Here is a 26,757-nt window from a genome sequence, read left to right on the forward strand (position 1 = left end):
TCATCAGTGAATGTAGTGCTTAGGATTCGTCATTCAGTACTTTTGTTACTATTATTTTTTTAGATGTTTAACTGGTGTAATAAACAGTGTCGATAGTGTAGTTAAGCCTAATTCTTAGTGAATAGCTGTTCACTTTCGTATTCTTTTAAGGTATGCTACTTATTATTAAGTCTAATTACTCTATTTTATTAATTTAGTCCATTTGTTAGGTGTCTTATGTTAGGTGTCTTAATTTTTTAATACTAACTAATACCGGCTTATATAGGTTGATTATATGATTATAATACTTGATTAAACTATTTATTAATCATTATGCATTAACTCAGTTTTAGCCGTTATAGTTTTAATTTTTCTATAGTATCTAATGTGATTGCTTTTGACGTTTATTGTCATCTATACTCCGCCTTAATTTTTATTCGCAAGGAACGCTTATAATATGCACTTCAGCAAAATCAACCTTTTCAATAAGACCCCTCTTAAAAATCATTTGTCGGCGTCTAGTATCGATTCTATTTTATTAGGTAGCAAACGACTTATAAACTCTATTGTAAACGCTTTGCCTCTCGATGAGCTGTTCAACAGAGACCCAAACATCCTTTCGACTTCAAGTACAACACATACTAAAAAATTAAACTATCAGCCAAACCTTAATCTTGGTGGAAAGACGGCTGTATCAGATGGTGAATCTGTTCACAGTGAAGACGCCGCTGGTGATGCTTTATTAAAAGAGCTTGCCTTTAGAAATGCCCCTATAAACTGGATACCTGCGACAGTATTGGTTGCCACTCCTATAGCTGCAGCAATTCTCGCGCCCTGGTATTTAGCCACTCACACAGTCAGTAAGCCTGTTTGGATGGTAACCGGTGCTGTGGCAATATGGACGGGCTTGAGTATCACGGCAGGCTACCATCGACTGATGTCACATCGTGCTTACAAAGCCCATCCTGCAGTTCGAAACTTTTTCTTAGTAGGTGCCACGCTAGCAGTTCAAGGTTCTGCTTTTGATTGGTGTTCAGGTCATCGCACTCATCATCGATATGTTGATAATCCTATTGATGATCCTTATTCTGCTAAGCGAGGGTTTTGGTTTAGTCACATTGGTTGGATGTTACGCAATTATCCTAGTGGCGATTTTGACTATAAAAATATTCCAGATTTAACCAAAGATAAACTCCTACAGATTCAGCATAAATATTATGGCATTTGGGTTGTCGTGGCGAACGTTGGACTTATTGGTGCCATTGGTTGGCTAATAGGTGATGTATGGGCAACCTTGCTTTTCGCGGGTCTGGTTCGTTTAGTGATAAACCATCATTTAACCTTCTTTATCAACTCCTTATGTCATATGTATGGTACTCGTCCTTATACGGATAGTAATACTGCACGTGACAACTTCATCTTAGCGATACCAACTTGGGGGGAAGGCTATCATAACTATCATCATTTCTTCCAATATGATTATCGTAATGGGGTGAAATGGTGGCAGTATGATCCCACTAAATGGTTAATTGCGCTGTTGGCAAAAGTTGGACTGGCATCAGATCTACGGGTGGTTGATGACATGAAAATCAAGCATGCTGAGGTTGAGATGCAATTTAAAAACGCCCAAAATAAAATCAACTCAATAACAGATGAAAGCGGACTGGTGAGTGACTTTAATTTATCTCGTCAGTTTCAAAACTTTACGGACCGTATCCATTTTGAGTATCAGTTATTTGACGAGACTGTCAAACAATGGCAAGCTCTTAAAACCAAAGCCGTGCAGATGAAAAAAGCTGAATTTTCTGAGCGTTTGCATGATGTCGATGAACAACTTAAAGATCAGTACAAGATTATTTCAAAGCGAATTAATAGCCATAATACTAATTTAAAGCAGGCATTTCGCACTATAGGTCTTAAAACCTTGTAAGAATGTGATCCTGCAGACTTTAATACCTTGGCGACAATATCTATTTTTGCTAATCTTACAAATTTTACCAACTGTCTCCAACCCTTCACAACAGTGAAGGGTTTTTTTATGACTATCAAAGTGTTGACTCAAAGCGTCACAATTTAATGAGTACTCGTGACGCCCTAGTAATGTTGTGTCGTTTTAAAATCGGATTGTCATTATATCCGCAACACTCACACCACAATTTTAAAGACCATAGTTTGTTACAATAAGTCTTAAAATAAGGTCTAAAGCTCTAAATGTTAAATTCCAAATAAACTCGAATGATCAAACAGATTTTAATTTATCCAATAGACTGACCATCCTTCTCGACATTAATTATTTATACTAATTATTAACGCTAATTATTAAAGCTAATTATTAACATTCATCAATAACTCTCTTCAATAAAAAAGACACTATGCATTTTAATAACAGTTATGCCACATTAGATCCTCGCCTGTTTAACAAACAACCGGCTACGCCTTTAAACAATCCTAAGGCCGGGCATTTCAATCCAATTGTGGCATCTGAATTGGGTTGGGATAGTAATCCCGATCTCATGGAACATTGGGTTGAAATTTTGGCTGGAAAATATGTTCCTGAGGGCTTTGAGCCATTAGCTATGGCCTATGCTGGTCATCAGTTTGGACAATGGGCAGGGCAACTGGGTGATGGTCGTGGTTTATTGATGGCTCAAGTGATCAATAAGGACGGCAAAATGACAGATTTGCACCTTAAAGGCGCTGGGCTTACTCCCTACTCTCGCATGGGTGACGGTCGCGCTGTCTTACGTAGTACCATACGAGAGTATTTGTGCGGTCATGCCATGTCATCACTAGGCTACCGCTCATCAAACTCTTTAGGATTCATTACGTCAGATACCAATGTGCGTCGTGAAACGATGGAGAAAGGTGCTGCTCTAATGAGGGTTGCTGACAGTCATGTGAGACTCGGTCATATTGAGTGGATTGCAAGCTTTGCACCTGACCTGCTCGCCAGCTTTACAAAATATATGATTGAAACCTACTATCCTGAATTAACCACCTCTGATACACCAGTCACAGATTTTATAACTAAAGTTATCAGTAATACGGCAAAGATGATTGCTGATTGGCAACTTATTGGCTTTGCACATGGGGTGATGAATACGGATAATCTATCTATAACTGGTGCAACTTTAGATTATGGACCCTTTGGGTTTTTAGAAAGATTTGATCCTGCATGGATCAATAACCATTCAGATTATACGGGTCGCTATACCTATCAAAACCAACCTGCTATTGGTCATTGGAACTTAAATATTTGGATGATGCATTTTATGCAGCTCTCAGGCAAAGCAATATTTGAGGGTAAAAAAGAGACTATATCGCGTGAAACGCTCGCCACTTGTTTGGCCAGTTATGAAGCTGAATTTATGCGCCACTATCAACAGGGGATTTGTCGTAAGCTTGGCTTACCATGGGAATTTATGGCCTCTGAAGAGGGTGTAGGGCTGTTATCTGAAGATATTCCTGATGACGTGTCTGTAGACCTCTCATCAAACATTAATACCACCTTAAAGCTTGCTTTTGAGCTCTTAGAGATTATCGAACAAAATAAATTAGACTATACTAATAGTTTTAGAGCACTAATTGCTATATTGCAACCAGATGATCATCCTTACGAGTTACAGCTTTTACAACGATTGGAAAGTGAACTTGATAATGAACAATTGCAAGTTTGGCAGCAGTGGCAACAAACCTATTCAACCCATATCGATACCCTTTTAGCCAATAAAAACAAATCAACCGCTACTGCCTCTGTTGAAGATATTATTAAAACTCTTCAATCCTCTAACCCCGTCTATATTTTAAGAAATGCAATGGCACAGCGTGCTATTGACAAAGCTGAGACAGGTGATTTTTCAGAAGTCGATAGATTGTTTGATTTGCTTAAAACGCCTTATGAGGTTCAAGATATCGCTATCAAAGCAGATATAACGCCACCTGATGCCGATGCTAAACCAATCGTCATTAGTTGTTCATCTTGATGCCCTACTATTTCATACAGTAACCGCTATATTGTCTTATTTATACAAAAAATTCACTGTCATCTTTGATTCACAAGCTATCTTGTGTTGAATTATGTATAATTATGACTTCATTGATGACGCTTAGATATTTTGAATACTAGATATCTTTAAAAAGCGTCTTATTTGTTATAGCATTTTTTATATGCATCTACGTTAATAACACGTCTACACATTTCGAGTCTCCCGTTTGCGGAATTCCTTTTTCAAATGATAATTGGTTTTTAAACATGAGCGATAACACTTCAAACACCACATCTACAGATTCAAATAGTATCAATGCGATGAATCAAGAGCAATTTGAGCAGTCCGCATTGCATTACCACGAGCACCCTATACCTGGTAAGATCTCTGTCACGCCTACTAAGCAAATTGCAAACCAGCATGACTTAGCCCTGGCTTATTCGCCAGGTGTTGCCGTTCCCTGTTTAGAAATTCAAAAAGATCCGAAACTGGCTGCTAAATATACGGCACGTAGTAATCTTGTTGGTGTCATTACTAATGGTACAGCGGTATTGGGTTTAGGTAATATAGGGCCACTAGCCTCTAAGCCTGTTATGGAGGGTAAAGGGGTTTTATTCAAGAAATTTGCAGGGATTGATGTATTTGATATTGAAGTGGCTCAGAATGATCCAGATAAGTTTATCGAAGCCGTTGCCGCGCTTGAGCCTACCTTTGGCGGTATTAACCTAGAAGATATCAAAGCACCGGAATGTTTTAAAATTGAGCGTGAATTGCGCGAACGCATGAATATTCCAGTCTTTCATGATGACCAACACGGTACTTCGATTATCGTTGGTGCGGCTCTTATTAATGCATTGCAATTAGTCGATAAGTCTATTGAAGATATCAAAGTCGTCTGTTCAGGCGCTGGTGCAGCAGCCATCTCTTGCTTAGACCTCATCTGCGCCTTAGGGGTTCAGAAATCAAATATCTATATGTCCGACTCTCGCGGTATCGTCACCACGAAGCGTGAAAACTTAGATGAAAGTAAACAGCGCTATGCACGTGATACTGAAGCAACTAGTTTAAACGATGTCATTGATGGCGCCGATATGTTCTTGGGTCTATCTATGCCAGGCATATTAACTGCAGATATGGTCAAGCGCATGGCGCGAGATCCGATCATTTTTGCCTTAGCAAATCCCACCCCTGAGATTATGCCTGAAATTGCTCATTCTGTTCGCAGTGATGTGATCATGGCAACAGGTCGCTCAGATTATCCTAATCAGGTCAACAATGCCTTATGCTTCCCTTATATCTTCCGTGGTGCACTGGATGTCGGCGCGACCACTATTAATGAAGAAATGAAAATTGCTTGTGTGTATGCTATTGCTGCTATGGCACACGTTGAAGCGACACCACTGCAAGGTCAAAAATATATTGATACTAGCAAGACATTTGGCAGAAATTATCTAATACCTGGTCCACTTGAACCTAACCTCATTATTGAAATTGCCTCAGCCGTTGCTAAAGCGGCGATGGACAGTGGTGTTGCCACACTACCTATCGAGGACTTTGACGCTTATCGCCAGAAGTTATCTGCCTTTGTCTATAACTCTGCCTTTGTTATGAAACCTTTGTTTGCACGTGCTAAAGAAGATCCAAAACGTATCGTGTACTGTGAAGGTGAGGATCCAGATATACTACGCGCTGTTCAGGTAGTGGTAGACGAAGGATTGGCTTATCCAATATTAGTGGGTCGCCCCGCGATAATTGAGTCACAAATTAATGCCCTTAGCTTGCGTCTAAAAGACGGTGAAAACATCGAGATCGTTAATCAAGATGACGATCCGCGTTACAAAGATTATTGGCAGTTCTATTACAAAAAGAATATGCGTAAAGGCGTCAGCATTGAGTTAGCACGTCGTGATGTGCGCCGTAAAACCACCCTTATTGGCTCGTTATTGGTCGAAAAAGGCGATGCTGATGGTATGATTTGTGGTACGTTCAGTCATTATCATTTGCATCTAGACTATGTTCGTAGAGTGATTGGAAAACTTGAGAATGTTTCAGACTTTTACTCAATGAACGCCATATTAATGCAAAACCGCAATTTATTCATTGCAGATACCTACATTCATGAAGACCCAACAGCTGAGCAGCTTGCCGAAATGACTGTGTTAGCGGTTCATCAAATGCGCCGCTTTGGCATCACTCCGCGTGTTGCCCTACTATCGCATTCTAATTTTGGTAGCTCTGACCGCGATAGCGCAGTAAAAATGCGTAAGGTTTATGAATTACTCACTGATATGAATGTCGACTTTGAATTTGATGGTGAAATGCATGGTGATGCAGCGCTTGATAATCGCATTCGTGCGCATGACTTCCCGCATAGCGTGTTACAAGGTCCCGCCAATTTATTAATCATGCCAACTCTAGACGCTGCGAATATTGCCTTTAACTTAGTTAAAACGGCCACAGGCAGTGCGTCTATCGGACCTATCCTGCTTGGAGCGAATAAGCCTGTACATATTTTGACGCCTTCGGCAACTGCTCGCCGTGTGGTGAATATGACCGCACTAGCAGTCACTGAAGCTCAAGATATTGATGCGAATAACAGCTAATAGAGCAATAAACTCTAATTAGCCGCTTGGGTAAACCGTACTAAGATTTGAATAAAAACGGTTAACATAAAAAGCCAGCATTTGCTGGCTTTTTTCTGCATAACTACTTTCTGCATAACTACTTTCTGCATAACTACTTTTTGCATAACTAATTACTGCATAACTACGTCATAAAATTAAGATCTTAGACCAACGCTAGCTCTAAACCAAATTAGGTCGATAAGTCCGAGCGTAATTCATAAAAAGCAACCATTACTCCATTCTTAACTTTTAACGTAGGCTGTGGCTTTAGCCCAGCATTTTTGATTAAAGGTGTTGATTTGATGGGCTAAAAGCACCAGCCTACAATGAGTTTAAATAAGTTGAGAACAGGGTAACCATTAGAATCTGTAAAACTGATTTAGATAGGTTGTTTTATGTATAAGGTATTATTTTGTCAATCCTGGCAGACTCAAAACACCGACGTCGCTAAAGGAGTGCCTTAAACCTATTATTATTAATACGAGTACTATTACCAGCATAAAACCATGTAATATCATAGAGTCAAAAAGAGAAGTGATTGCGGGCTGAGGATCTCTTATTACATTGTAAAGATCTTCCTCAGAGTCATCATATTTATTTGACTCTTCGAACCTTTGCATAGAGTCTATAAAGTATTCAATATACCAGTCTGACCAACTGAGCGGTTTAAGTGGTAAAAATTGCTGTATTTCATTACAATGAGAATGCTGAGGGGAATGCTGAAAGCTTGGATGATCAAGATTCAAACAGCGCATACACCAACTACTAAATTGATAGTTATCAATAGCTTGCAGTAAGATAACTTTAAGCTGTTTATGACGTTTATCTTTAAAGATTTTGGACATTAAAATTAGTACGACTTTTTTTTCACCTTCTAGACACTGAAAAAAATAGTTATGGTCATTGCATAACAACCCTTTAATATTATTTCTTTTATTATAATCTTCCGCACTTTTTTGTATTTGTTGAAATAAATTTGGATCTGATCTGCCTTTTTTGCTAATTTTACTTGAATACACCAGTCTAATTAAATCGTTATCTTTAAGATTAGCTACGGAGCTTTCTAAGTCTTTAAAATCTGAAATGATCACAAGTATTAACTCCTTGCTGCTAATTTATAATCAGGGTAGTTAATAGGATGGTTAATAGGGTAGTTTATCGAGTAGTTTATAGGGTGGTAAGTAGGAATTTAAGTCATAACGATTATGAGTCTAATAAATCGCTTATTAATTATTCAAAGTCATCTTTATTTAAAAAATAATGACCTTTAGTAATGTATTATAACAAATATCATCATCAGCAATACATTAAATAAATTTAGTACACGTTGAATTTTACTAATGAAAACTGTAATGATTCAAATATTTAATAATAATTAATGATATATTTTATACCGTGATCATCTGTCGATTAGACATCTATATTTTAAGGAGCATAATGCACGTTTATATAGTAGGTGGCGCTGTTCGTGACAAGCTTTTGCAACGACCTATTACGGACAAAGACTTTGTAGTCGTAGGAGCTACTCCAGAAGATATGATAGCCGCTGGCTTTCTTCAGGTTGGAAGTGATTTTCCTGTCTTTTTACATCCAAAAACCAAAGCAGAGTATGCCTTAGCTCGAACTGAACGTAAGTCTGGCAAAGGTTATAAAGGCTTTGAAGTATATGCATCACCTGAAGTAACTTTAGAACAGGATTTATTACGACGTGACTTAACCATTAATGCCATGGCGATTGAAGTTAAAGGACTGGAGGATGACACCCCCTTTACTGGAGAAGTCATAGATCCTTATGGCGGACAACGAGACATCAAAGATAAGATGCTTCGCCACGTTTCAGAAGCCTTTAGCGAAGATCCTTTAAGAGTACTACGTATTGCTCGATTTTATGGGCGATTTTATGAACCCTCATCTAATCATAACTTTAGTATTGCACCTGATACCTTAAAGCTCATTCAAACCATTAATAAAAACGACGAGCTTCAGCATTTAACGGCAGAGCGAGTATGGCAAGAGACAAGTCGAGCATTAATGCAACCCTCGCCTCAAGCCTTCCTTGACTGTTTAATACAGATAGGCTCCCTACCCTATATCATGCCAAACCTGGCTTCTGCTTTAACTGAAGCGCCGGTAAAACAGGGTGTGTTTAAAGCATTACAACTATCAGGACAGATGAGCTTAGCCTTGCATCAGCGTTGGGCTATTTTGATGGTTAGTTTTGCAAGTTATCTATTTAATGACTTTGATAATAAGGCAGTATCTTCTGACATCTTAAAGGTAGATGAAACTTGGTCTAAAGACTTAAGGCAACTGGGTATAAGTTTAAAAGTACCTAAGAAAATGACTCAATTTGCCAATGCCTATGCGGAGAGTTATCCCTCTTTGTATCTTTACCCTCATAGTTCAGCTGAGTCAATCGCTACCTTAATCGCACATACGAAAGCGGATAAAGCATCTAATGATCTCTTAGAATTAATGCAAGTTCACAAGGTTATTGAACTGGCTTGCCAGCAACTTCAATTTGAACGATATATTCAAGCTTATAACAGTGTTACTATCAATGACATTAATAGTGAATTAACGGGAAAAGCAATTGGGGATGCTTTGGCTGTAGAAAGAATCCGCTCTATTGAGAAAATCATGTAATTTATTCAAGATTTTTTAGCACCTTATGCTTGCAAATTTAAAAAATTCAGGTATTATAATGCGTCTAATTAAGCACTTTGATCGCTTATTATTAGGGCCCATAGCTCAGTTGGTTAGAGCAGAGGACTCATAATCCTTTGGTCGTAGGTTCAAGTCCTACTGGGCCCACCATATTTGTAATATTGATAGACACTGCTAGACATTAAAGGCTTACCGTTATATTCGGTAAGCCTTTTTTTTATTTAGGTTGTTCTCTTTTTAGGATTCTAGCTAACTCATAGAGCGTCTAGGCAATCCAATGGTAGTACTACGTTAGTAAGCTTGATGAGATGTATAAATTATTGCTCAGCAAACATAATTTATAAAAGCATATGGGAGAATGACATCTTCATAAAGGATACTATCCGCCTACCCCTACATACGCTTTGTTCACAAATTAATATACTTTTCTATAAAACTACGTTTTCACTGGTAATAGTGTTACCAATCAGTATTATTCAAAGGCAGTGTCTTTCATTTACTGGTTATCAATCTTCGCAAGATGTAAAGGAGCCTGACTTATTAATACAGATTGGCGTCCCGGTGGATGTATTACTGACCCACGCCTTACCCCGCTTGAAAACAAAAGGTTGAACCCCGCGATAACTGCCACGACTTGTTCGATCTACTGATGACTCGCTAAATTTAAGCGGAATAGCAATCTTACCTGTAGTATTAACAAATCCCCAACTGTTGCCTTGGCGAACTCCTGCCATCCCTTCAGAAAATGCCATGACCTGATTGAACATGAACGGCGTCAAAGGTTCTCCGTCTAGATTAACAAAGCCCCATTTACCTTCTCTCAGTTCTGGTACCCAAGGACCTTTATTGCTTGAAACGTTAGTAGACTGCTTAACATTTGACGCATTATTCTGGCGAGTAGATGAAGAAACATTACTGCTTTTATTATTAGGAACATTTGTCTTTTTCGCCACCCCTTCATTTGCTGCAGTTTTATTTGATTCTGTATTGTTATTATCTTTTTTAGACACTCTATTGTTTTGGGTTTCCATTCTCGCAACAGCTTTCGCTTCAGCTTCTTTAGCTTGAGCCTTCGCTTTCTCTATTTCAGCCCGTTTTTTTTCGTCCGCTAACTTTTTGGCTTCAGCTAACTTTCTCTTATCAGCAATGGTATCACCTTCAGGTTTGGTTTCATTTTCTGAGTCAAGTGCTTCATTATCTTCAGCGCTGTCCGATTCCTTGCTCTGGGATTCTTCTTGATCAACTATAGCAGCCTCTGGCAAGACGTCTTCCTGACTCATATTAATATCATTGTCAGTCGTTAACTTTGAATCTGATAAAGCGGATTGATCAGATTCAATTCGTGTACCCTTATCGATGGTTTTCGAATTATTTGAAGTCTCTGAAGATTGCCCTGAACTTAAAGAGTCCTTAGAGGGAGATTGGTTAAAATAAGCGACAGTTGATAAAATTAAGCCTCCAATTAAAACTAAACCTATTCCCCCTAACCACACCTTATTATTGGAAGATTGCTCATTTATTTGTGGAGTAGGATCTGGCGAAGCAGGTGACGATATATTGACGCCAAATAAAGCATGTTGAGTTTCTTCAACAGATTGATACCTCTCAGACGCTTTAAACGCTAAATTTTTATCGATAACGTCCAATAGATTATCAGGGTATGTTTCTTTGATTGCTTTAATATCTGATAGAGGCAGTATTGGCATACCATTGGATCTTTCTATAGCATCTGCAATTGTTTTACCTGTGATAGCTTGGTACATACAGGCAGATAAGCTATAGAGATCAGAGCTTTCATTATACTGAGGTAAGCCTTGGCAAGTCTCTATAGGGGCATAAGGCTCGGTTGATACCTCCTCTAAATATTTATATTTTAAACCTATGAGTTGCTTCGCAGCCCCAAAATTAATCAGAACGGGGGCATTATCTTCAGTGATTATAATATTTGAAGGGGTTATATTTAGATGTAGAAGTCCTTTACTATGGCTATACTTTAACGCTTTTAATAGTGGATAAAAGATATTTTCCACCGCTTGAGAACTTGGATAGTGATGACTCTCCATCCAGTCTTTTAACGTTTTACTCCCAAGATACGGCATCACATAATAAAGGGTACCATTTGCCTCAATAAGCTCTGTCACCTTTATAATATTTGGATGGTCAATCTCATTTAATAATTGTGCCTCTTCCTTGAATCTTTTCAAGCCCCATCCGAATGACTCAATGTCAGAGCCATCTCCGATGACAGCTATTGAATCAGTGTCTCTTAAAGCAGTCTTAGGGTAATATTCTCTAATAGTATGAAGTTTATTCGAACCATTATAGCTTACGAGATAAGTAATACTTATTGAATCATTACCTAACTTATCAAGTATTTTGTATTTATCTTGAATTAAATAGCCTGTTGGCAACCCTTGTATATTTTCTATCGACATTTATTTTTTCCACTTGCTGAAGACAAGACCCCTTAATGAATATAGGCTTGACATATGTAGGCTAAATTGATTTAAATTTTATAATACTTGAAGCAAACTATTTAAATAAATTAAATTAAGTATTAAAAAATTTTCTACCCTATTATAGTGAAAATTGTCACACATGTGAAATATTTCTGGTTAAACTAATTATTACTCTATTGTTGGCTGGTGCTTTTAGACCAGCGAATAAATTCTTTAATGATAAATGCTGGGCTAAAGCCACAACCTACCTTAAGAGTTGAGAATGGGGTACAAACAACATTTTATCCAATTATGAAAGTATCAACACTTAGGCATATCAGGAAATTTAAGCGTTTGATTGGAAGGTAGCGTCCATAATTCTACACGGCGGTTTTTATCGCGTCCTAAGTCGGTAGAGTTATCACCGACTGGTGCTTGTGCTCCCATACCCTGTACAATTTCTGCTTTAACACCGTATTTTTCGAGTTCTCTTGCTACTATAGCGGCACGATCCACTGCAATTTGATTATTAATACACTCTCTACCTTTATTATCAGTAAACCCGACCAATGCAAATTTCACATTAGTACCTTCCACCCTCGTTTGATTTAAACGCTCAACAACCCTTCTTAATGACTGTTTTGCCTTGCTATCAAGCTCACTGCTGCCAGAAGAGAATCTAAAATTGGTGTCCATGCGTTTGCCTGACTGACACAGTATTTTATAACCCGCGTTATTACTGTCGTCACATCGTTCTTGGCTCACTTTAACCAAGTCAGGCATAACATCAATAAATCCAACGTTACGAACTATTGTTTGCCCCTCTTTGGATAAGGTGAAATTCGCCAAATGGCGTGCTGCTGAATCAGCCTTTTTGGGGAGGTATAGATACAAGCGTCTTGATAGAGGATAGTCTTCCGTTGAAATGGTGAATGAAGTTGGCAACAGTGCTATAGAGTCTGCGCTGGCTGCTATGGCTAATGCTTTTGCGCTATTAATATAAGGCAGACCTATGTAACCAATCGCGCCTGCGTCATTGCTGACAGTATCCGACAGCTTCGCACTATCTTCAAAGGCGGTGGCCTTAGCGCCTTTTTCAGTTTTCATAACAAGACTATCAAAGGTATCACGCGTACCTGATTTCTCATCACGAATGTAAAGGTTTATTGGCTGGTCATCACCACCGACTTGTGACCAATTCGTTATTCTACCGGTGAAAATATCCGTTAGTTGACCAATGGTAAGGGATTGTATTGGGTTAGACTGACTGACAATAACGGCAATACCATCAAGTCCAATGACAATCTCTTGAGCATCACTGGTCATGTTACCGAGCCCAGCATCAGCTAGCTGCTTAACTTCTTCTGCCTTAATTTGTCTAGAACTCATTGCGAGTTGAGCCTGCTGATTGAGTAATGCAGTAATACCTGTACTTGAGCCATGACTTCCTAAGTCAATGGCATGTTTATCGCCATCTTCACCAATATAGATGAACTTTTTATCCTCTAAGCCAATCGAGGCAAAGCCAAGAGGTGATGAATTATTGTTTTGATAATAAGTCTCTAATAACTTAGGCATCAATACAGACCCAATAGTATTCGATCCTTGAATATTCATTACCGCCTTGATATTACGATAGTCATTTGGGTCCAACTTAGGTGTGGAGATACTATCTGAACTTGACGACTGGCTACTTAAGCCGCCACTCGAACTATTGCTGTTAAACATAGACATGCCAGCGTAAATTAAACCCGCGATACCAATCAGAGCCAAAATACCGATCAGACTTTTTTTGAGAAGTGGCGATTGATTGCTGCTGTTGACTACTTTAGAGGGAGCTGATCGAGAAGGGTTAACTCCTAACAATCCATGTTGAAACTCTTCAACGGATTGATTTCTATCACTGGATTTAAAAGCTAAATTTCTATCTATCGTGGTAAGTAGGTTTTTAGGATATTTAGATTTAATGGCCTCAATATCCGTTAAAGGTAGCAAGGGCAAACCTTTAGATCTATCAATAGCTTCTGGTATCTTTTGACCAGTGATGGCTTGATACATACAAGCAGCAATACTGTATAGATCAGTGCTAGCACTAAGGTTGGTAGTATTGGTGTATAGCTCGATAGGCGCATAAGGCGCAGTTAAAGCCGTGTCTAAAGATTTGGTTTTGGTTGTAAAACCGAACCTAGCATTGGCAAAGTTTGTCAGAATCGGAGTGTCATCTTCAGAAAATACAATGTTCTCTGGTTGGATATCAGTATGCAATAGACCCTTTTGATGAACACCGTTTAACCCCTCCAAAATTGGGTAAAAGACATCTTCAATCTTCTGAGCGCTAGGATATGGGTTGTCTTGCATCCAGTCCTTTAAGGTATAATTACTTACATAGGGCATAACGACATATGCAGTGCCATTATCTTTAAAAGTAGCTTCAACTTTAACAATGTTGGGATGACTAATGTCTGCTAATAGCAAACCTTCTTCGTAAAAAGTATTTAAACCTTTATCAAAGTTAATATCTGAAGAATCAGGTTTATTAATCACTCGGTTTTGATCATCTCTCAAGGTAGAGGTGGGAAAAAACTCTTTAATGGTACACTGGCTATTAAACTTAATATTTTCAGCTAAATATGAAATACTATAACTATCCGAACCTAGTGTTTTTAAGATTTTATAGTTTTTATTTAATATAGTACCGGTATCAAGTGTGCGAAGAGTTGTTTTCAAAGTGATTAATCCATTATTAATATTATAGTCAAAGAACTTTAAAGTAGTCACAAGGCAACCGAGTGCAAGTACTACTGTAGTCGGCTTAACGAGGTTAACACCGTGACTCTTTATAAGTATGCCGACTATATTTAGTTTAAAAAGAATCTCATTTAGATCCTTCACTTAAATAAATTATTTAATTTAGTCATTAATTTATTTAACTATTCCGAATATTATAAATAAAACAAATTAATAATGTTTAAGTTTTTGATTAATTTACAAAATATTTTAATTAAATTTACTTAAATAACCAATATTAAAGTTTGGCATATGACTATCTTCCCTATTTGATGGTTACTGGATAAGAATTTAATAAAAAAAGATAGTATTAGCAGATACTAATACTATCTTTTGTTATTAAAACTATTTAAAAATATTAAGATCAAACCAAATAAAAGGTTGGCTTATTGAGTAACCTTAATTACATATCCACTTTAAGTTTGTCCCAATACGTTTGATACAATGCCATCGTAGCGTCACCAACATCTTGACGAAATAAAGCATGACCGAGTTGCTCTTCTGGGGGATAAATAATGGGATTGTTTGCAGTCTCCTCGGGCATGAGTGCTATAGCAGACTTATTGGGTGTACCGTAGCCAATCTCTTCACTAATAACTGCAGCATTTTCTGGACGCAATATAAAATCGATAAAGGCATATGCATTTTCAAGGTTCTTGGCATTTTTTGGAATGGCCATATTATCCATCCACATAATAGCCCCTTCTTTTGGATAGACAAAATCCAGCTCAGGCATTCCCTGATCTTGAGCCATGATGACCTCTCCATTCCACGCCAGCCCCAAATAAGTCTCCCCTTCCATAAACGGCATACGTGGTGCATCAGAATTAAAGGTACGAACATTCGGCATCAATTTTGAAAGCTTCTCATAAGCCGCTTTAATATGATTTGGGTCTCGGGTGCTAGGTGGGAATCCTAAGGTTAATAGCCCCATGGTAAAGACATCACGTAAGTCATTCATAAGCATGACGCGGCCTTCATATTCAGGTCGCCATAGATCATCCCATGAGGTTATAGCGGATTTATCAATACGCTGTGTATTGACCGCAATACCTGATGATCCCCATAAATAAGGAACACTAAATTTATTACTTGGATCAAACTCTGCATCTAAAAAAGTTGGGTTTAAATGCTTAAAATTTGATAATTTACTATGATCAATCGTCTCTAGTAAATTCTCTTTTCGCATTTTATCAACAAAGTCAGTACCAGGGAAAATAACATCATAATTGCCACTTCCATTAGTCAGTTTAAGCTTGGCATACATGGCCTCATTCGAGTCAAAGGTACTATAAATGACATCAATACCGGTCTCAGCCGTAAACGCTTTAAGTACACTGTCAGAGATGTACTCAGTCCAGTTATAGACGTTGACCACATTGTTACCCGATGCGTTATTTGTTGAGGACTGATTAGCATTTGATGGGTCAGAATCTGATTCATTACCATTTGAACCTGTGTTAGAAGGTTGGCAAGCCGTCAAACTCAGACCGGATAAGGCTAAAAGTCCTGCCCCTGACATGCCCAAAAAACGTCTGCGTGAATACCCATTATTTGATGACATATTCGCTCCTTAACGTTTTTTGAGTAACAATAATTGTGAAATAACGAGACCTATTAACGAGACTGCCAATAAGATAGTGCCCACCGCATTGACTTCAGGCTTGACCCCTACCCGAACCATAGAGTATATCTGTAATGGCAAAATCTCGAAGCTTGCCCCTGTATTAAAGGTAGATACCACCACATCATCTAGCGATAAGGTAAACGCCAATACCCAGCCCGCCATCACTGCAGGCAGGATAATCGGTACCAGTACAGTACGGATCATAGTAAATTCACTGGCTCCAAGATCACGGGCGGCTTCAAGCACACTATTATCTAAGCTGCTTAATCTAGCAGAAACGGTAATCACCACAAAGGGCAGACAAAAGGTAATGTGTGCCAATAACAAGGTTACAAAGCCAAGCTCGATGCCTATGATTAGGAATAACGCAAGCAGTGAAATCGCTAACACAATCTCAGGGGACATCATTAATACAAATAGCAAACTTTTAAGAACGCCTTTGCCTTTGAAGTCATAACGCTGAAAAGATAAGGCGGTCAGACCTCCTATCACTGTGGTCACTGTCGCGGCAACTACCGCTAGCAATACTGAGTTGATGGCCGATTGTATCATTGCTTCATTGTTAAATAACTCGTGATACCAATTAAGACTAAATCCGCCCCAGTGATAGCCAACCTTAGAGGCATTAAATGAAAACACTACCATCACCACTATTGGTGCAAACATGATGAGATACATAAGGGTCAAATAAAGGCGGGCTAGCCACTTCAAGGTATTGCTTAATGTGTTACTGTTTCGTGTCGTCTTGGTCGTTGATGTATTGGCCATAACCGTCCCCCTTATGCCACTTCATGATAGTCAGTTTTGCCAATACGCTTACTGCTGGCATAATAGGCGGCTATCAATATAGCCATGGTCACTGTCAATAACACACTTGCCGCTGCCCCAAATGGCCAGTCGCGTGCATCTAAGAATTGCGACTTAATGATGTTACCCACTAGCAAGTTTCGTGACCCTCCTAAAATATCGGCCACATAGAACATGCCCATAGCGGGTAATAGCACTAATAATACACCAGAGATGATACCCGGAGTGGTTAACGGTAAGATAATATGCCAAAAGGTCTGAAATTTGTTGGCGCCTAAGTCCTTTGATGCTAATACAATGTCGTCCCGTAAGTCTGTAAACACCGCATATAAGGGCAATACCATAAAGGGAAATAATAAATATACTAGCCCGCCGATTACCGCCTTTTGGGTATACAGAATTTGTAACGGCTCATCTATGAATCCCATACCGATTAAAGCCGTGCTCAATAAGCCATTAGCTGCCACTATCAGCTTCACCGCATACAGACGCACCAAAGAATTGGTCCAAAATGGGATAATCAATAACAGCATTAAGAAGGATTGCCATCGTTTTGATGTGCGGCTAATAAGCCATGCAAAAGGATAACCAAGTACCAAACAAATAATGGTAGTAATAGAGGCCATGCTTAGTGAATGAAAAAATACTTTGACGTACAACGGATCGACAAAGCGTAAATAGTTATCCAACGTCAAAGGTAACGCTAAAAAGCTACCTTCGTCACGGGTCAAAAAGCTTGCCAATACCACTAAGATATTGGGTAATAATGCAAAGACAATTAACCAGCCCCATATCACCAGCAAGGTGACTCTTTGGAACAGTCGCCCACTTTGATGACCTGATACTGAAGGACCTACTGAAGGGCTAGCTGAAGGCGTTGCAGAAGCGGTTGATTTATTCATTTGGTAATATCCATTCCCATCCATCGACCCAATCGACACGAACCTCTTGACCTAATTTATAATTAAAATTGGGATCGTCCTCATTAAAGTATTCTGACGCTTTGATCAATTTTCCGTTTTGAAGTTTGATTACCGAATCTAGCGTACTGCCTTTATAAGCACTGTCTACCACGTGCCCTACCAAGCCGTCATATCCTTCGTTTAAGTAATAGACCCGTATATCTTCAGGACGCAATAATAGGTTAATACTCTGTCCTACTTGTACCTCAAACTTGGGACGTGGCAGATCACGTATTGGATGGTAGCCCTCTTTTTGCTCCGTCACCTCCACCTTAATACGCTGATCGTTAATCTCCAGCACCCGCGCGGTAAAGAGGTTGGTCTCACCAATGAAGCTTGCCGTAAATAAGTTAGCGGGTGTTTCATAAATGCGTATCGGGCTATCAATTTGTTGAAATTCGCCAGCCTTCATAACCGCAATCCTATCTGACATAGAAAGCGCTTCTTCTTGATCATGGGTCACAAACACAAAGGTAATACCAAGCTCTCGTTGCATTCTTTTTAACTCAGACTGCATTTGTACCCTCATCTTAGCATCTAGCGCTGATAGTGGCTCATCGAGTAATAACATTTTAGGACGATTTACCACAGCACGGGCAATAGCGATACGCTGCTGCTGCCCCCCTGATAAGTCTTGCGCCCGTCGATTGATAGTATGCTCAAGTTGCACCATTGCCAACGCTTCTTGTACTCGAGTTTTAATCTCAGCTTTTGGTACTTTTTTTAACTTTAAACCATAGGCAATGTTGTCAAATACATTCATATGCGGGAACAACGCATACTGCTGGAATACAGTATTTATAGGGCGTTTTTCAGCAGGTAATCTAGTGATATCGACACCATCTAACGCCATCGTGCCGCTATCTGGCATCTCAAAACCGCCAATTAAACGCAATAAGGTGGTTTTACCACAGCCAGATGGACCCAACAAGGTTAGAAACTCACCATCATAAATATCAAGATCAATACTCTTTAAGATTTGAGTACTGTCATACGTTTTGTTAATACCGCGAATGCGTAGCAAAGATTTCTTTTCATCATTAGCAACAGGTTTCGTTGCGACAGATGAAGCGGGAGACATTGAGGAGGATTCAGGAAGCGTCATAGGGTCAGTCTCGTATCATGGAAAGGATGACGTAAAGCGCTATCGTACATGACCTATTTTAAAAATCCAATAGTTAACCCTGTAATTAATTGCTTAGGACTGATGAAAATAATTGTATTAGGCTTTTAAAGGCAATTGGGTATTATTTATTAATCGCTTAACCCCTCCTTTGAGGCCGTTCAAATAGACAGTCAAATAAATTATCCTCAGTTGTTGTAAAGTTAAATTCAACTCAAGGCCTATTGGTGACAGATGAAATCTGTAAAAACTTCCTATTTCATCGGCACCTAAATAATAGTGACAAATGTTCTTATAACTAGAACAATTAATTGCCATAACTTCTGTTTATTGTTACACAGTCAATCGTTACCATTGAGTCTAAACAGATTTAGAGATCATTTTAGAGATCACTCAGCGATCAAAATATTCACTTAAAGCAACTGTATTAAACGGAGTAATTTATGGGCTTATTAATCGACGGTAAATGGCATGATCAGTGGTACGACACAGAAGCAACCGGCGGCCGCTTTCAGCGAGATATCGCTAGATTTAGAAACTGGGTAACCGCAGATGGCAGTGCGGGCCCGACAGGTAGTGAAGGCTTTAAAGCAGAAGCGGATCGCTACCATTTATACGTGTCTCTAGCCTGCCCTTGGGCACACCGTACGCTGATCTATCGTAAGCTTAAAGGACTAGAGGATTTAATACCCATTTCGGTGGTCAATCCTTATATGCACGAACATGGCTGGACGTTTAAAGAGGACAAAGGCGTTATTCCTGATCCTATTCACAATGCCAACTACATGCATGAAATCTACACCGCAGCCAAATCAGACTATTCTGGTCGTGTGACAGTACCTGTGTTATGGGATAAAAAGCAGAACACTATCGTTAGCAATGAGTCTTCTGAAATTATCCGTATGTTTAACTCAGCGTTTGATGAAGTGGGTGCTAATGAAGACGTTAACTTCTTACCTCATGATCTCCGTGCTGAAATTGACGACTTTAATGACTTTATCTATCCAAACATCAATAACGGGGTCTATAAGTCAGGCTTTGCCACCACTCAAGAAGCTTATGATGAAGCAGTGGTCAGCTTATTTAAGGCGTTGGATAAACTAGAGGAAACGTTAGCCAGTAAACGCTACTTAACAGGGGATACTATAACGGAAGCAGATTGGCGCTTATTCACTACGCTTGTACGCTTTGACCCTGTCTATGTCGGTCACTTTAAATGTAATATTAGACGCATCGTAGACTACCCTAACCTATGGGGCTATTTGCGTGACTTATATCAAGTACCCGGCGTTGCGGAAACAGTAGATATGTATCATATCAAAACCCACTACTATGGCAGTCACGATACTATCAATCCAACGTTAATTGTGCCGCGTGGACCAGAGATAGACTTTATGACCCCGCATGGTCGTGAGTCCTTATCTGCTTAGTTTGGTTTAGCGGGTTCGGTTATTGGTTCTATTAATTCAATTGAGCCTCGGTTGAGCCTAAATTAAACCGAACCCTTGAAATAAAAACCCAGTTGCAGCTTTATAAGCCAACTGGGTTTTATAGTTTTGATAGTTAAAAAAGTTAGGACTAACCCATAATGAGTTAGGTGTAACTTGTGATATGAGGTGTAGCGTGTGGTGTAGCGAAGCGAAACCCACGGCTCAATGATGAATAATAGATAGATCGCTTAATAGTACTATTTTCAAATGTTATCTTATTTAAGTTATCTTATTTAAGTTATCTTATTTAAGTTATCTTACTTTAAGTTGTTTTATTTAAGTCATTTTAATTTTACCGATAATCTTACTCTGGGGTAAATCTTAAAACTATTCGCTATAAATGAAGCCAGTTAAAATACGTCTTTTAACTGGCTTGTGATCTACAAAATCATACTGTGCCATTAAGTTTAGCAGGATGTATGACTCGTTATGCGTCTCATCCCCCTGTTTTTTTGCTTTAGTTTTTGCTTTGTTTTTTAAAGCGTATTAACGGGCATCTGGATGCACTAAGTTCTCCATCGCCTCGACGCGTTGCGGCTCTTCACGTGGAATGAACTTATTAAGAACTAGCCATAGCAAACCAATCAGCGGTGAAATCCAACACACAAAGGCATACGGCGCATATGTAAGCGTGGCTGCGCCCAACGTTGCCGCAACATAACTACCTCCCATATTCCAAGGAATGAGGGGCGATAATAAAGTACCTGCGTCCTCGATTGTACGGGTCAAAGTGGTTCGATTAAAACCCATTTGCTTGTATTTGTCTTTCATTAAACGCCCCGGTAACACAAGCGTCGTATACACATCGCCAATGATAGTGCCCACGCCTAATACGATGGCATAGGTGGACCCTACCAAACCAAATCTGGTCTTCACTATTTTGTTGAGCTTTGCCATGATGGCTTTTAGAGTGCCATAGTGCTCAAGAGAACCGACAAAGGCGAGTGCAAAAATAGTCAACGTCACCACCCACGTCATCGACATGACGCCGCCTTTGGTCAGTAATTGATCAACGGTCTCTATGCCCGTTTTACTAACATAACCATCTTGCAATACTGTAAAGATGTCATGTACACCGACCCCTTGTAAAAAGAAAGCGATGAGTGACGACACAAACACCCCTATCAATACAGTGGGAATGGCTGGAAATTTCATGACTGCGGCGCCAATCACCACCAGTGCTGGCAAGAGCGTTATGACACTAATATTGTAGTTGGCCGAAAGCGTGGCCTGCATCTGCCTCACTGATGACATATCTACTGAGTCAGAGCTATAGCCACTACCTATCCAAGCATATAAACCCAGTGCAATCACCAGCGCTGGCAAGGTAGTCGGTAATAATCCCTTGATATGCTCCCAGATATCTATTCCTGCTGCCGCTGGCGTTAAATTGGTGGTGTCTGAAAGTGGCGACATCTTATCACCAAAAAAAGCTCCTGATACAATCGCGCCACCCGTTAACTCAGGCGGTAAACCCAGCCCTACTCCGATACCCATCATTGCCAGACCGACTGTACCGACCGTACCCCATGAAGAGCCTGTCGCTATGGAAATAACGGCACAAATAATACAAACCGACACCAAAAAGGATGAAGGACTAAATATATCAAATCCGTAATACAAAATTGTCGGCACGGTACCCGCTATAATCCACGAGCCGACTAACATACCGACGCCCATCAAGATAATAATAGCGGGCAGGCCAACCTTAATCACTCTTAAAAATCGAGACTCCATACCCTCCCAGCTACGACCACGTGCCGCCATAAAAATAGCAGTAATCAAAATACCACAGGCTAACGGAATGTGAGGGGTGAAGTCTTTGAAGATAAAGAACTGCACCATCAATATCATGGCGGTGAGTACTAGGGGGGCAATATCTAATATAAAACTTGATGAAGCTCTATAGCCTTTTACCTCAGGATCATACGGCTTTTTTGGTTTCATCATCGATAGGTTCTCCTTAGGCTTTGTTGAACACTCAAAAGGTTTAGCCGGATCCATAGTCTATTAAATACAATAGCAACTTATGATTGAACGTTTAGCAACTATTAGTACCTATAAATCAACTCCTTATCTCTAATAGAGTATGCATCTAGCGGTTTTATTAATGGACAAATGTTTGGTTAAAAGAGTCATAAGGGTATAAAAATTTATTTGAGTTATCAAGTATTTTGAATGATTTGACGGTTTTAAAGTTTATGGATCGATGTTAAAGCGTTAGATAGTTGAAATTACAGGACATAAAAAAACGCCCTCGAGAGGACGTTTTTTTCGTTAGAGTATAGGATTATTTATTAGATGACTGTGATACCTTGTTCGATATAAAGTGTTTCAACACCATTTGAATACACATCATACACGTGAGCAGTATTCAATGGATCTGAATAGGTTTGTCCAGACTCGGACTCAACTTTAACTAATTTATTAGTATCTAAATCAATCTCATTGCCCATACCAGTTTGGTTTATATAGATTGTTGATGGTGTATTATCACTATTTGTAATATCTGCATCATCCAAATCATAACTGGCTCCATCACCAAGAAGATCAACAATCTCTATTTTGTTAATAGCGATATCATTAGCGCCCCCTGTATCACTACCAGTCAGATTAAGTATATCTATGCCTTCTCCACCATTAATAAGAGATCCAGCACCATCATTGAAGTGATCAAGATAGATGATATCGTCACCACTACCTAGATTAATAGTAGAGTCTTCAGCTATAAATCCTGATACCGTTACTATATCGTTTCCTTCACCAGTGGTTACAGTTGCGCCACCCTCGACATTTCTAACTGTTAAGCTATCATTGCCAGCTTCTAAATTTACGTTTGTAGTACTACCATTAATATCTACTTCAATAATAACTTTATCGTCCCCGTCTCCCATTTTAACTTTGGCACCGCCTGAAACATCACCGGCAACGTCCAACGTATCATAAGAAGCGCCGAAACTTATGGCAGTATTATTGCCCTCTATACTACCGCCAATGGTAGCTTCGCCAACACCTTCGCCCATGATGACTTTGGCACCGCCTGACACATTACCAGTAACACTTAACGTATCATCAGAAGCGCCAAAGTTTATACTTGTATTGGTGTCTTGAATATTCCCGCCAATGGTAGCTTCGCCAACACCATCACCCATGTTAACTTTGGCACCGCCTGATACATTACCAGTAACACTTAACGTATCATCAGAAGCGCCAAAGTTTATACTTGTATTGGTGTCTTGAATATTCCCGCCAATGGTAGCTTCGCCAACGCCATCACCCATGTCAACTTTGGCACCGCCTGAAACATTGCCGGTAACGTCCAACGTATCATTAGAAGCGCCAAAACTTATGGTAGTATTATTGCCCTCTATATTACCGCCAATGGTAGCTTCGCCAACACCTTCGCCCATGTAAACTTTGGCTCCAGTTTTAATATCAGTTCCAACAAAAAGAATGTCATTATCAGCTCCTAAGTCCATAATGGTGTTTTTACCACCAATGAATCCACCAACATGTACGTTATCTTCACCAGCACCAGTTTCCATACGGTTAATAAGGTTAGTACCACCATTATCGTCAAAATCTTCTGACATAAAAACAGTATCATTACCACTGCCCATGATAACTTCAGTATATTCATTACCAGTTTGACCGTAAGTATTTATGCCACCGCTCTGAATATAAATCGTATTATTACCATTGCCTAAATTAATGTGTACTGCAGATATGTCAGTACCAGGATAGTCAGTTGGATGAATTATAGATAAGTAATCATCACCATTACCTGTTGTAACATCAACAAAATCAAAATCATCAGTTGAATTAATCGTATTATTACCATCGCCCAAATTTAGAACTGAATAGTCAATCTCACCGTCCGAGTAAAAAGTATCATCACCACTTCCTGATATGACATTAACATATTTGAATGAATTGTTCGTACCCCCTTCTGAGCCAAAATAGTTATTACCTTCTCCTAAATCTATTGAAATACGGTTTAATTCAGTACCTACTAATTGACCAGCTGCTACTCTATCATCACCTGCACCCATATCGATCCTTACACCAGGGTTGATATTGTCAGTCACATTTAATACATCATCTCCACCACCTAAATTAACTAAAAATTTGTCATTTACACCATCATAATTATCTATATTGCCTTTTACTAATACGAGCTGTGAAGCATCGTTAAAAGTAGTAATATAAGTTGTAGTATTTGGCGTTACAGTAGTATCAACCTTATAATTATTAGTAGGATCAGTAAATGCATTGTTAGCTGAGAATGGATTATCTTCTGGATTGAATACACCTAAAGGTCCATCACTATTATCAAATAAATAAAATTCAATGGGTGCAGAAGGCACGTTACCAGCTTTATCAACAAAATTTATTTGAATATTTTGATCCAGTATACTTTGACCCAGTTCTTTCAATGGTTCAATATTTGCATTAGCAGGCTGTGTATTTGAATCTCTATCATAATTATCTGGATCATGATTAGCATTAAAATTGCTTCTTTCAGTCTCACTTAATGTATAAGTCCATGTGTTACCAGCAGTTACTTGTTGAACTGGCCCACTCCCTATATAAATCGAACCATCCTCAATTGAGTATCCTGTTAGTACACCAGTAGCAGAATCATATCCTGTTACAATAGGTGTTTGAGCAACAGTATCTAATTCAAACTCAGTAACTTCAGACGTTATTAAGTTAGGGTTAATAATCACTGGATCATTAACTAATACAGCTTCATAACGGTAGTTTTTATCGATACCTCCATCAGGCAAACTATCCGTAAAGCTGTATGTTTTAGAATCAGTCGTATTGACTATTAATGTTCCAGCAGAGGTACTTGCAACAGCCCCTTCACTAATCCATTCACCATCTGCTCTTTGATATGAACGAATAATGTCAATCTCTTGAAAATCGGTCGCTAAAGCTTTATCAAGAGTTACCGTGATAGTTGGTGTATTATCGTTAGTTAAACCGTCTAAAGGCGCGGCTCCATCAGCTTGAGATACTATACCTTCATAGTTACCCTCTACACCGTCGATACTGTTAGCACTTCCTTGAGGGTTAGTAGAATCATCTAGCTCAGTTCCGTCTACAATATCTGTTAGATTATCCTCAACAGTTATGTTAGTCACTTGAGCAGGGTTTAATAACTGAATAGGTAGTGACCCTGTTCCTGCAGTTTCATTACCTGCAGTATCAACTGTTTTCACAGTGAAAGTAGCTTTAGTTTCAGTAATAGCTACACTATCTAATGTCCATGTATTATCTGGATCTACTGTTGCTGTTCCAACCTTGACCGTAGTGTCTACACCATCTACAGTCGTTGTTTTGTAGACTACAACCGATTCTCCAGCTTTTAACGATTCTGATAAAGTTCCATTTAGAGTTACAGAGCTATCATCGGTTACTATTGAGGTGCTTGTGTCACTGGTAACATCACCTTGATCATCGACATAGGAGACGATGGTCGCTTTCGCTTCAGGTTTGGTCGTATCAATCTTAACAACCTGAGTATCAGTAGCACCCGTATTACCAGCAGTATCAACAATACGAGCTTTCACTGTGTAATTACCTTCTTCCAAAGTATTACCCGTATTATCATATGACCAACTGGTACCATTCGTCGTTGCATCTGTCCAGGTTGTCCCACCATCTAAACTGATTTGAACCTTTTCATCAGCTCCTAATGCATTATCTAAAGTGCCATTGAATACTAAGGTCTGATCATTGGTGATAAAGTCATCTGCTTCATCACCAGTGTCAGTAGTTATGCTGGTGATGTCAATAATATTCTTTGCTGGAGGTGTTTTATCAATTTTACCGTCTTGACTATCAGTAGCCCCTACATTACCTGCGGTGTCTACTATTCGAGCATATACTGTGTAATCGCCAGGCGGCAAAGTTTCAGCTGTATTATCAAATGACCAAGTTGTTGTACCTGCTGTATATTCAGCATTATCCCAGTTAATCCCATCTAGGCTGACTTGAACTTTCTCATCAGTTGCTAGTGCTTTATCTATACTGCCGCTTAATACTAACGTTTGGTCACTGGTTATAAAATCGGTTGATGAGCTACCAGTATCTTCGGTAATACTGTCTATACTAATAGTATTGGTTTCAGGATCTGTCGTATCAACCTTAACAGTCTGTGCATCAACTGCTCCCACATCACCAGCTAGATCCACAATACGCGCTTGTACGTTGGTGACGCCCTCGCCTAAGTCGTTAGTGGTGTTGTCATACGTCCAG

14 protein-coding genes and 1 tRNA gene are annotated in these 26,757 nt (G+C 39.2%); 6 read left to right on the forward strand and 9 right to left on the reverse strand.

From position 1 onward, the window contains the following. Positions 1-436: 436 nt before the first annotated feature. The 3 genes from AC2SLT_RS11555 to AC2SLT_RS11565 all read left to right on the forward strand — a co-directional run bounded on the left by AC2SLT_RS11555 (position 437) and on the right by AC2SLT_RS11565 (position 6,568). On the forward strand, positions 437-1,909 hold the full coding sequence (locus AC2SLT_RS11555) for an acyl-CoA desaturase (RefSeq protein WP_486547801.1): 1,473 nt from the start codon (positions 437-439) through the stop codon (positions 1,907-1,909). Positions 1,910-2,351: 442 nt separating this feature from the next. Continuing rightward, complete coding sequence (locus AC2SLT_RS11560; RefSeq protein WP_486547802.1) at positions 2,352-3,962, forward strand: protein adenylyltransferase SelO; 1,611 nt, start codon at positions 2,352-2,354, stop codon at positions 3,960-3,962. 323 nt (positions 3,963-4,285) lie between these two features. Next, a complete protein-coding gene (locus tag AC2SLT_RS11565; protein ID WP_486547818.1) occupies positions 4,286-6,568 on the forward strand; it encodes an NADP-dependent malic enzyme in 2,283 nt (760 codons plus the stop codon). Between the two features lie 428 nt (positions 6,569-6,996). On the opposite strand, the gene AC2SLT_RS11570 is transcribed toward AC2SLT_RS11565, so the two are convergent. Next, positions 6,997-7,680, reverse strand: a complete 684-nt coding sequence (locus AC2SLT_RS11570; protein WP_486547803.1) for a BLUF domain-containing protein — start codon at positions 7,678-7,680, stop codon at positions 6,997-6,999. 346 nt (positions 7,681-8,026) lie between these two features. Here AC2SLT_RS11570 and AC2SLT_RS11575 point away from each other — a divergent pair, with 346 nt between their 5' ends. Beyond that, positions 8,027-9,235: a tRNA nucleotidyltransferase/poly(A) polymerase-related protein gene (locus AC2SLT_RS11575; protein WP_486547804.1), complete on the forward strand. Its 1,209-nt coding sequence runs from the start codon at positions 8,027-8,029 to the stop codon at positions 9,233-9,235. A gap of 94 nt (positions 9,236-9,329) precedes the next feature. Beyond that, a tRNA-Ile gene (locus AC2SLT_RS11580) sits at positions 9,330-9,406 on the forward strand. Positions 9,407-9,762: 356 nt separating this feature from the next. Here AC2SLT_RS11580 and AC2SLT_RS11585 read toward each other — a convergent pair. The 6 genes from AC2SLT_RS11585 to potA form a co-directional block, all read right to left on the reverse strand. After that, positions 9,763-11,691: a protein kinase domain-containing protein gene (locus tag AC2SLT_RS11585; protein ID WP_486547805.1), complete on the reverse strand. Its 1,929-nt coding sequence runs from the start codon at positions 11,689-11,691 to the stop codon at positions 9,763-9,765. Between the two features lie 324 nt (positions 11,692-12,015). Further along, positions 12,016-14,421 (reverse strand): substrate-binding domain-containing protein, encoded by a 2,406-nt coding sequence (locus AC2SLT_RS11590; RefSeq protein WP_486547806.1) that lies wholly within the window; start codon positions 14,419-14,421, stop codon positions 12,016-12,018. Positions 14,422-14,884: 463 nt separating this feature from the next. Beyond that, positions 14,885-16,045 (reverse strand): ABC transporter substrate-binding protein, encoded by a 1,161-nt coding sequence (locus AC2SLT_RS11595; RefSeq protein ID WP_486547807.1) that lies wholly within the window; start codon positions 16,043-16,045, stop codon positions 14,885-14,887. 9 nt (positions 16,046-16,054) lie between these two features. Then, positions 16,055-16,876, reverse strand: coding sequence for a spermidine/putrescine ABC transporter permease PotC (gene potC, locus AC2SLT_RS11600; RefSeq protein ID WP_486547808.1), 822 nt, complete (start codon positions 16,874-16,876; stop codon positions 16,055-16,057). A gap of 11 nt (positions 16,877-16,887) precedes the next feature. Further along, positions 16,888-17,817, reverse strand: a complete 930-nt coding sequence (gene potB, locus AC2SLT_RS11605) for a spermidine/putrescine ABC transporter permease PotB (protein WP_486547809.1) — start codon at positions 17,815-17,817, stop codon at positions 16,888-16,890. After that, positions 17,810-18,982: a spermidine/putrescine ABC transporter ATP-binding protein PotA gene (potA, locus tag AC2SLT_RS11610; protein WP_486547810.1), complete on the reverse strand. Its 1,173-nt coding sequence runs from the start codon at positions 18,980-18,982 to the stop codon at positions 17,810-17,812. Before potA ends, potB begins: the two co-directional genes overlap by 8 nt. A gap of 461 nt (positions 18,983-19,443) precedes the next feature. On the opposite strand from potA, the gene AC2SLT_RS11615 reads away from it, so the two are divergent. Then, positions 19,444-20,430 (forward strand): glutathione S-transferase family protein, encoded by a 987-nt coding sequence (locus AC2SLT_RS11615; RefSeq protein ID WP_486547811.1) that lies wholly within the window; start codon positions 19,444-19,446, stop codon positions 20,428-20,430. 546 nt (positions 20,431-20,976) lie between these two features. Here the strand turns inward: AC2SLT_RS11615 and nhaC are convergent. Next, positions 20,977-22,440: a Na+/H+ antiporter NhaC gene (nhaC, locus tag AC2SLT_RS11620; protein ID WP_486547812.1), complete on the reverse strand. Its 1,464-nt coding sequence runs from the start codon at positions 22,438-22,440 to the stop codon at positions 20,977-20,979. Between the two features lie 347 nt (positions 22,441-22,787). Further along, positions 22,788-26,757 (reverse strand): beta strand repeat-containing protein (locus tag AC2SLT_RS11625; protein WP_486547813.1); only part of this gene is annotated, 3,970 nt, incomplete at its 5' end.

This window comes from Psychrobacter sp. CX18 (assembly GCF_057396215.1).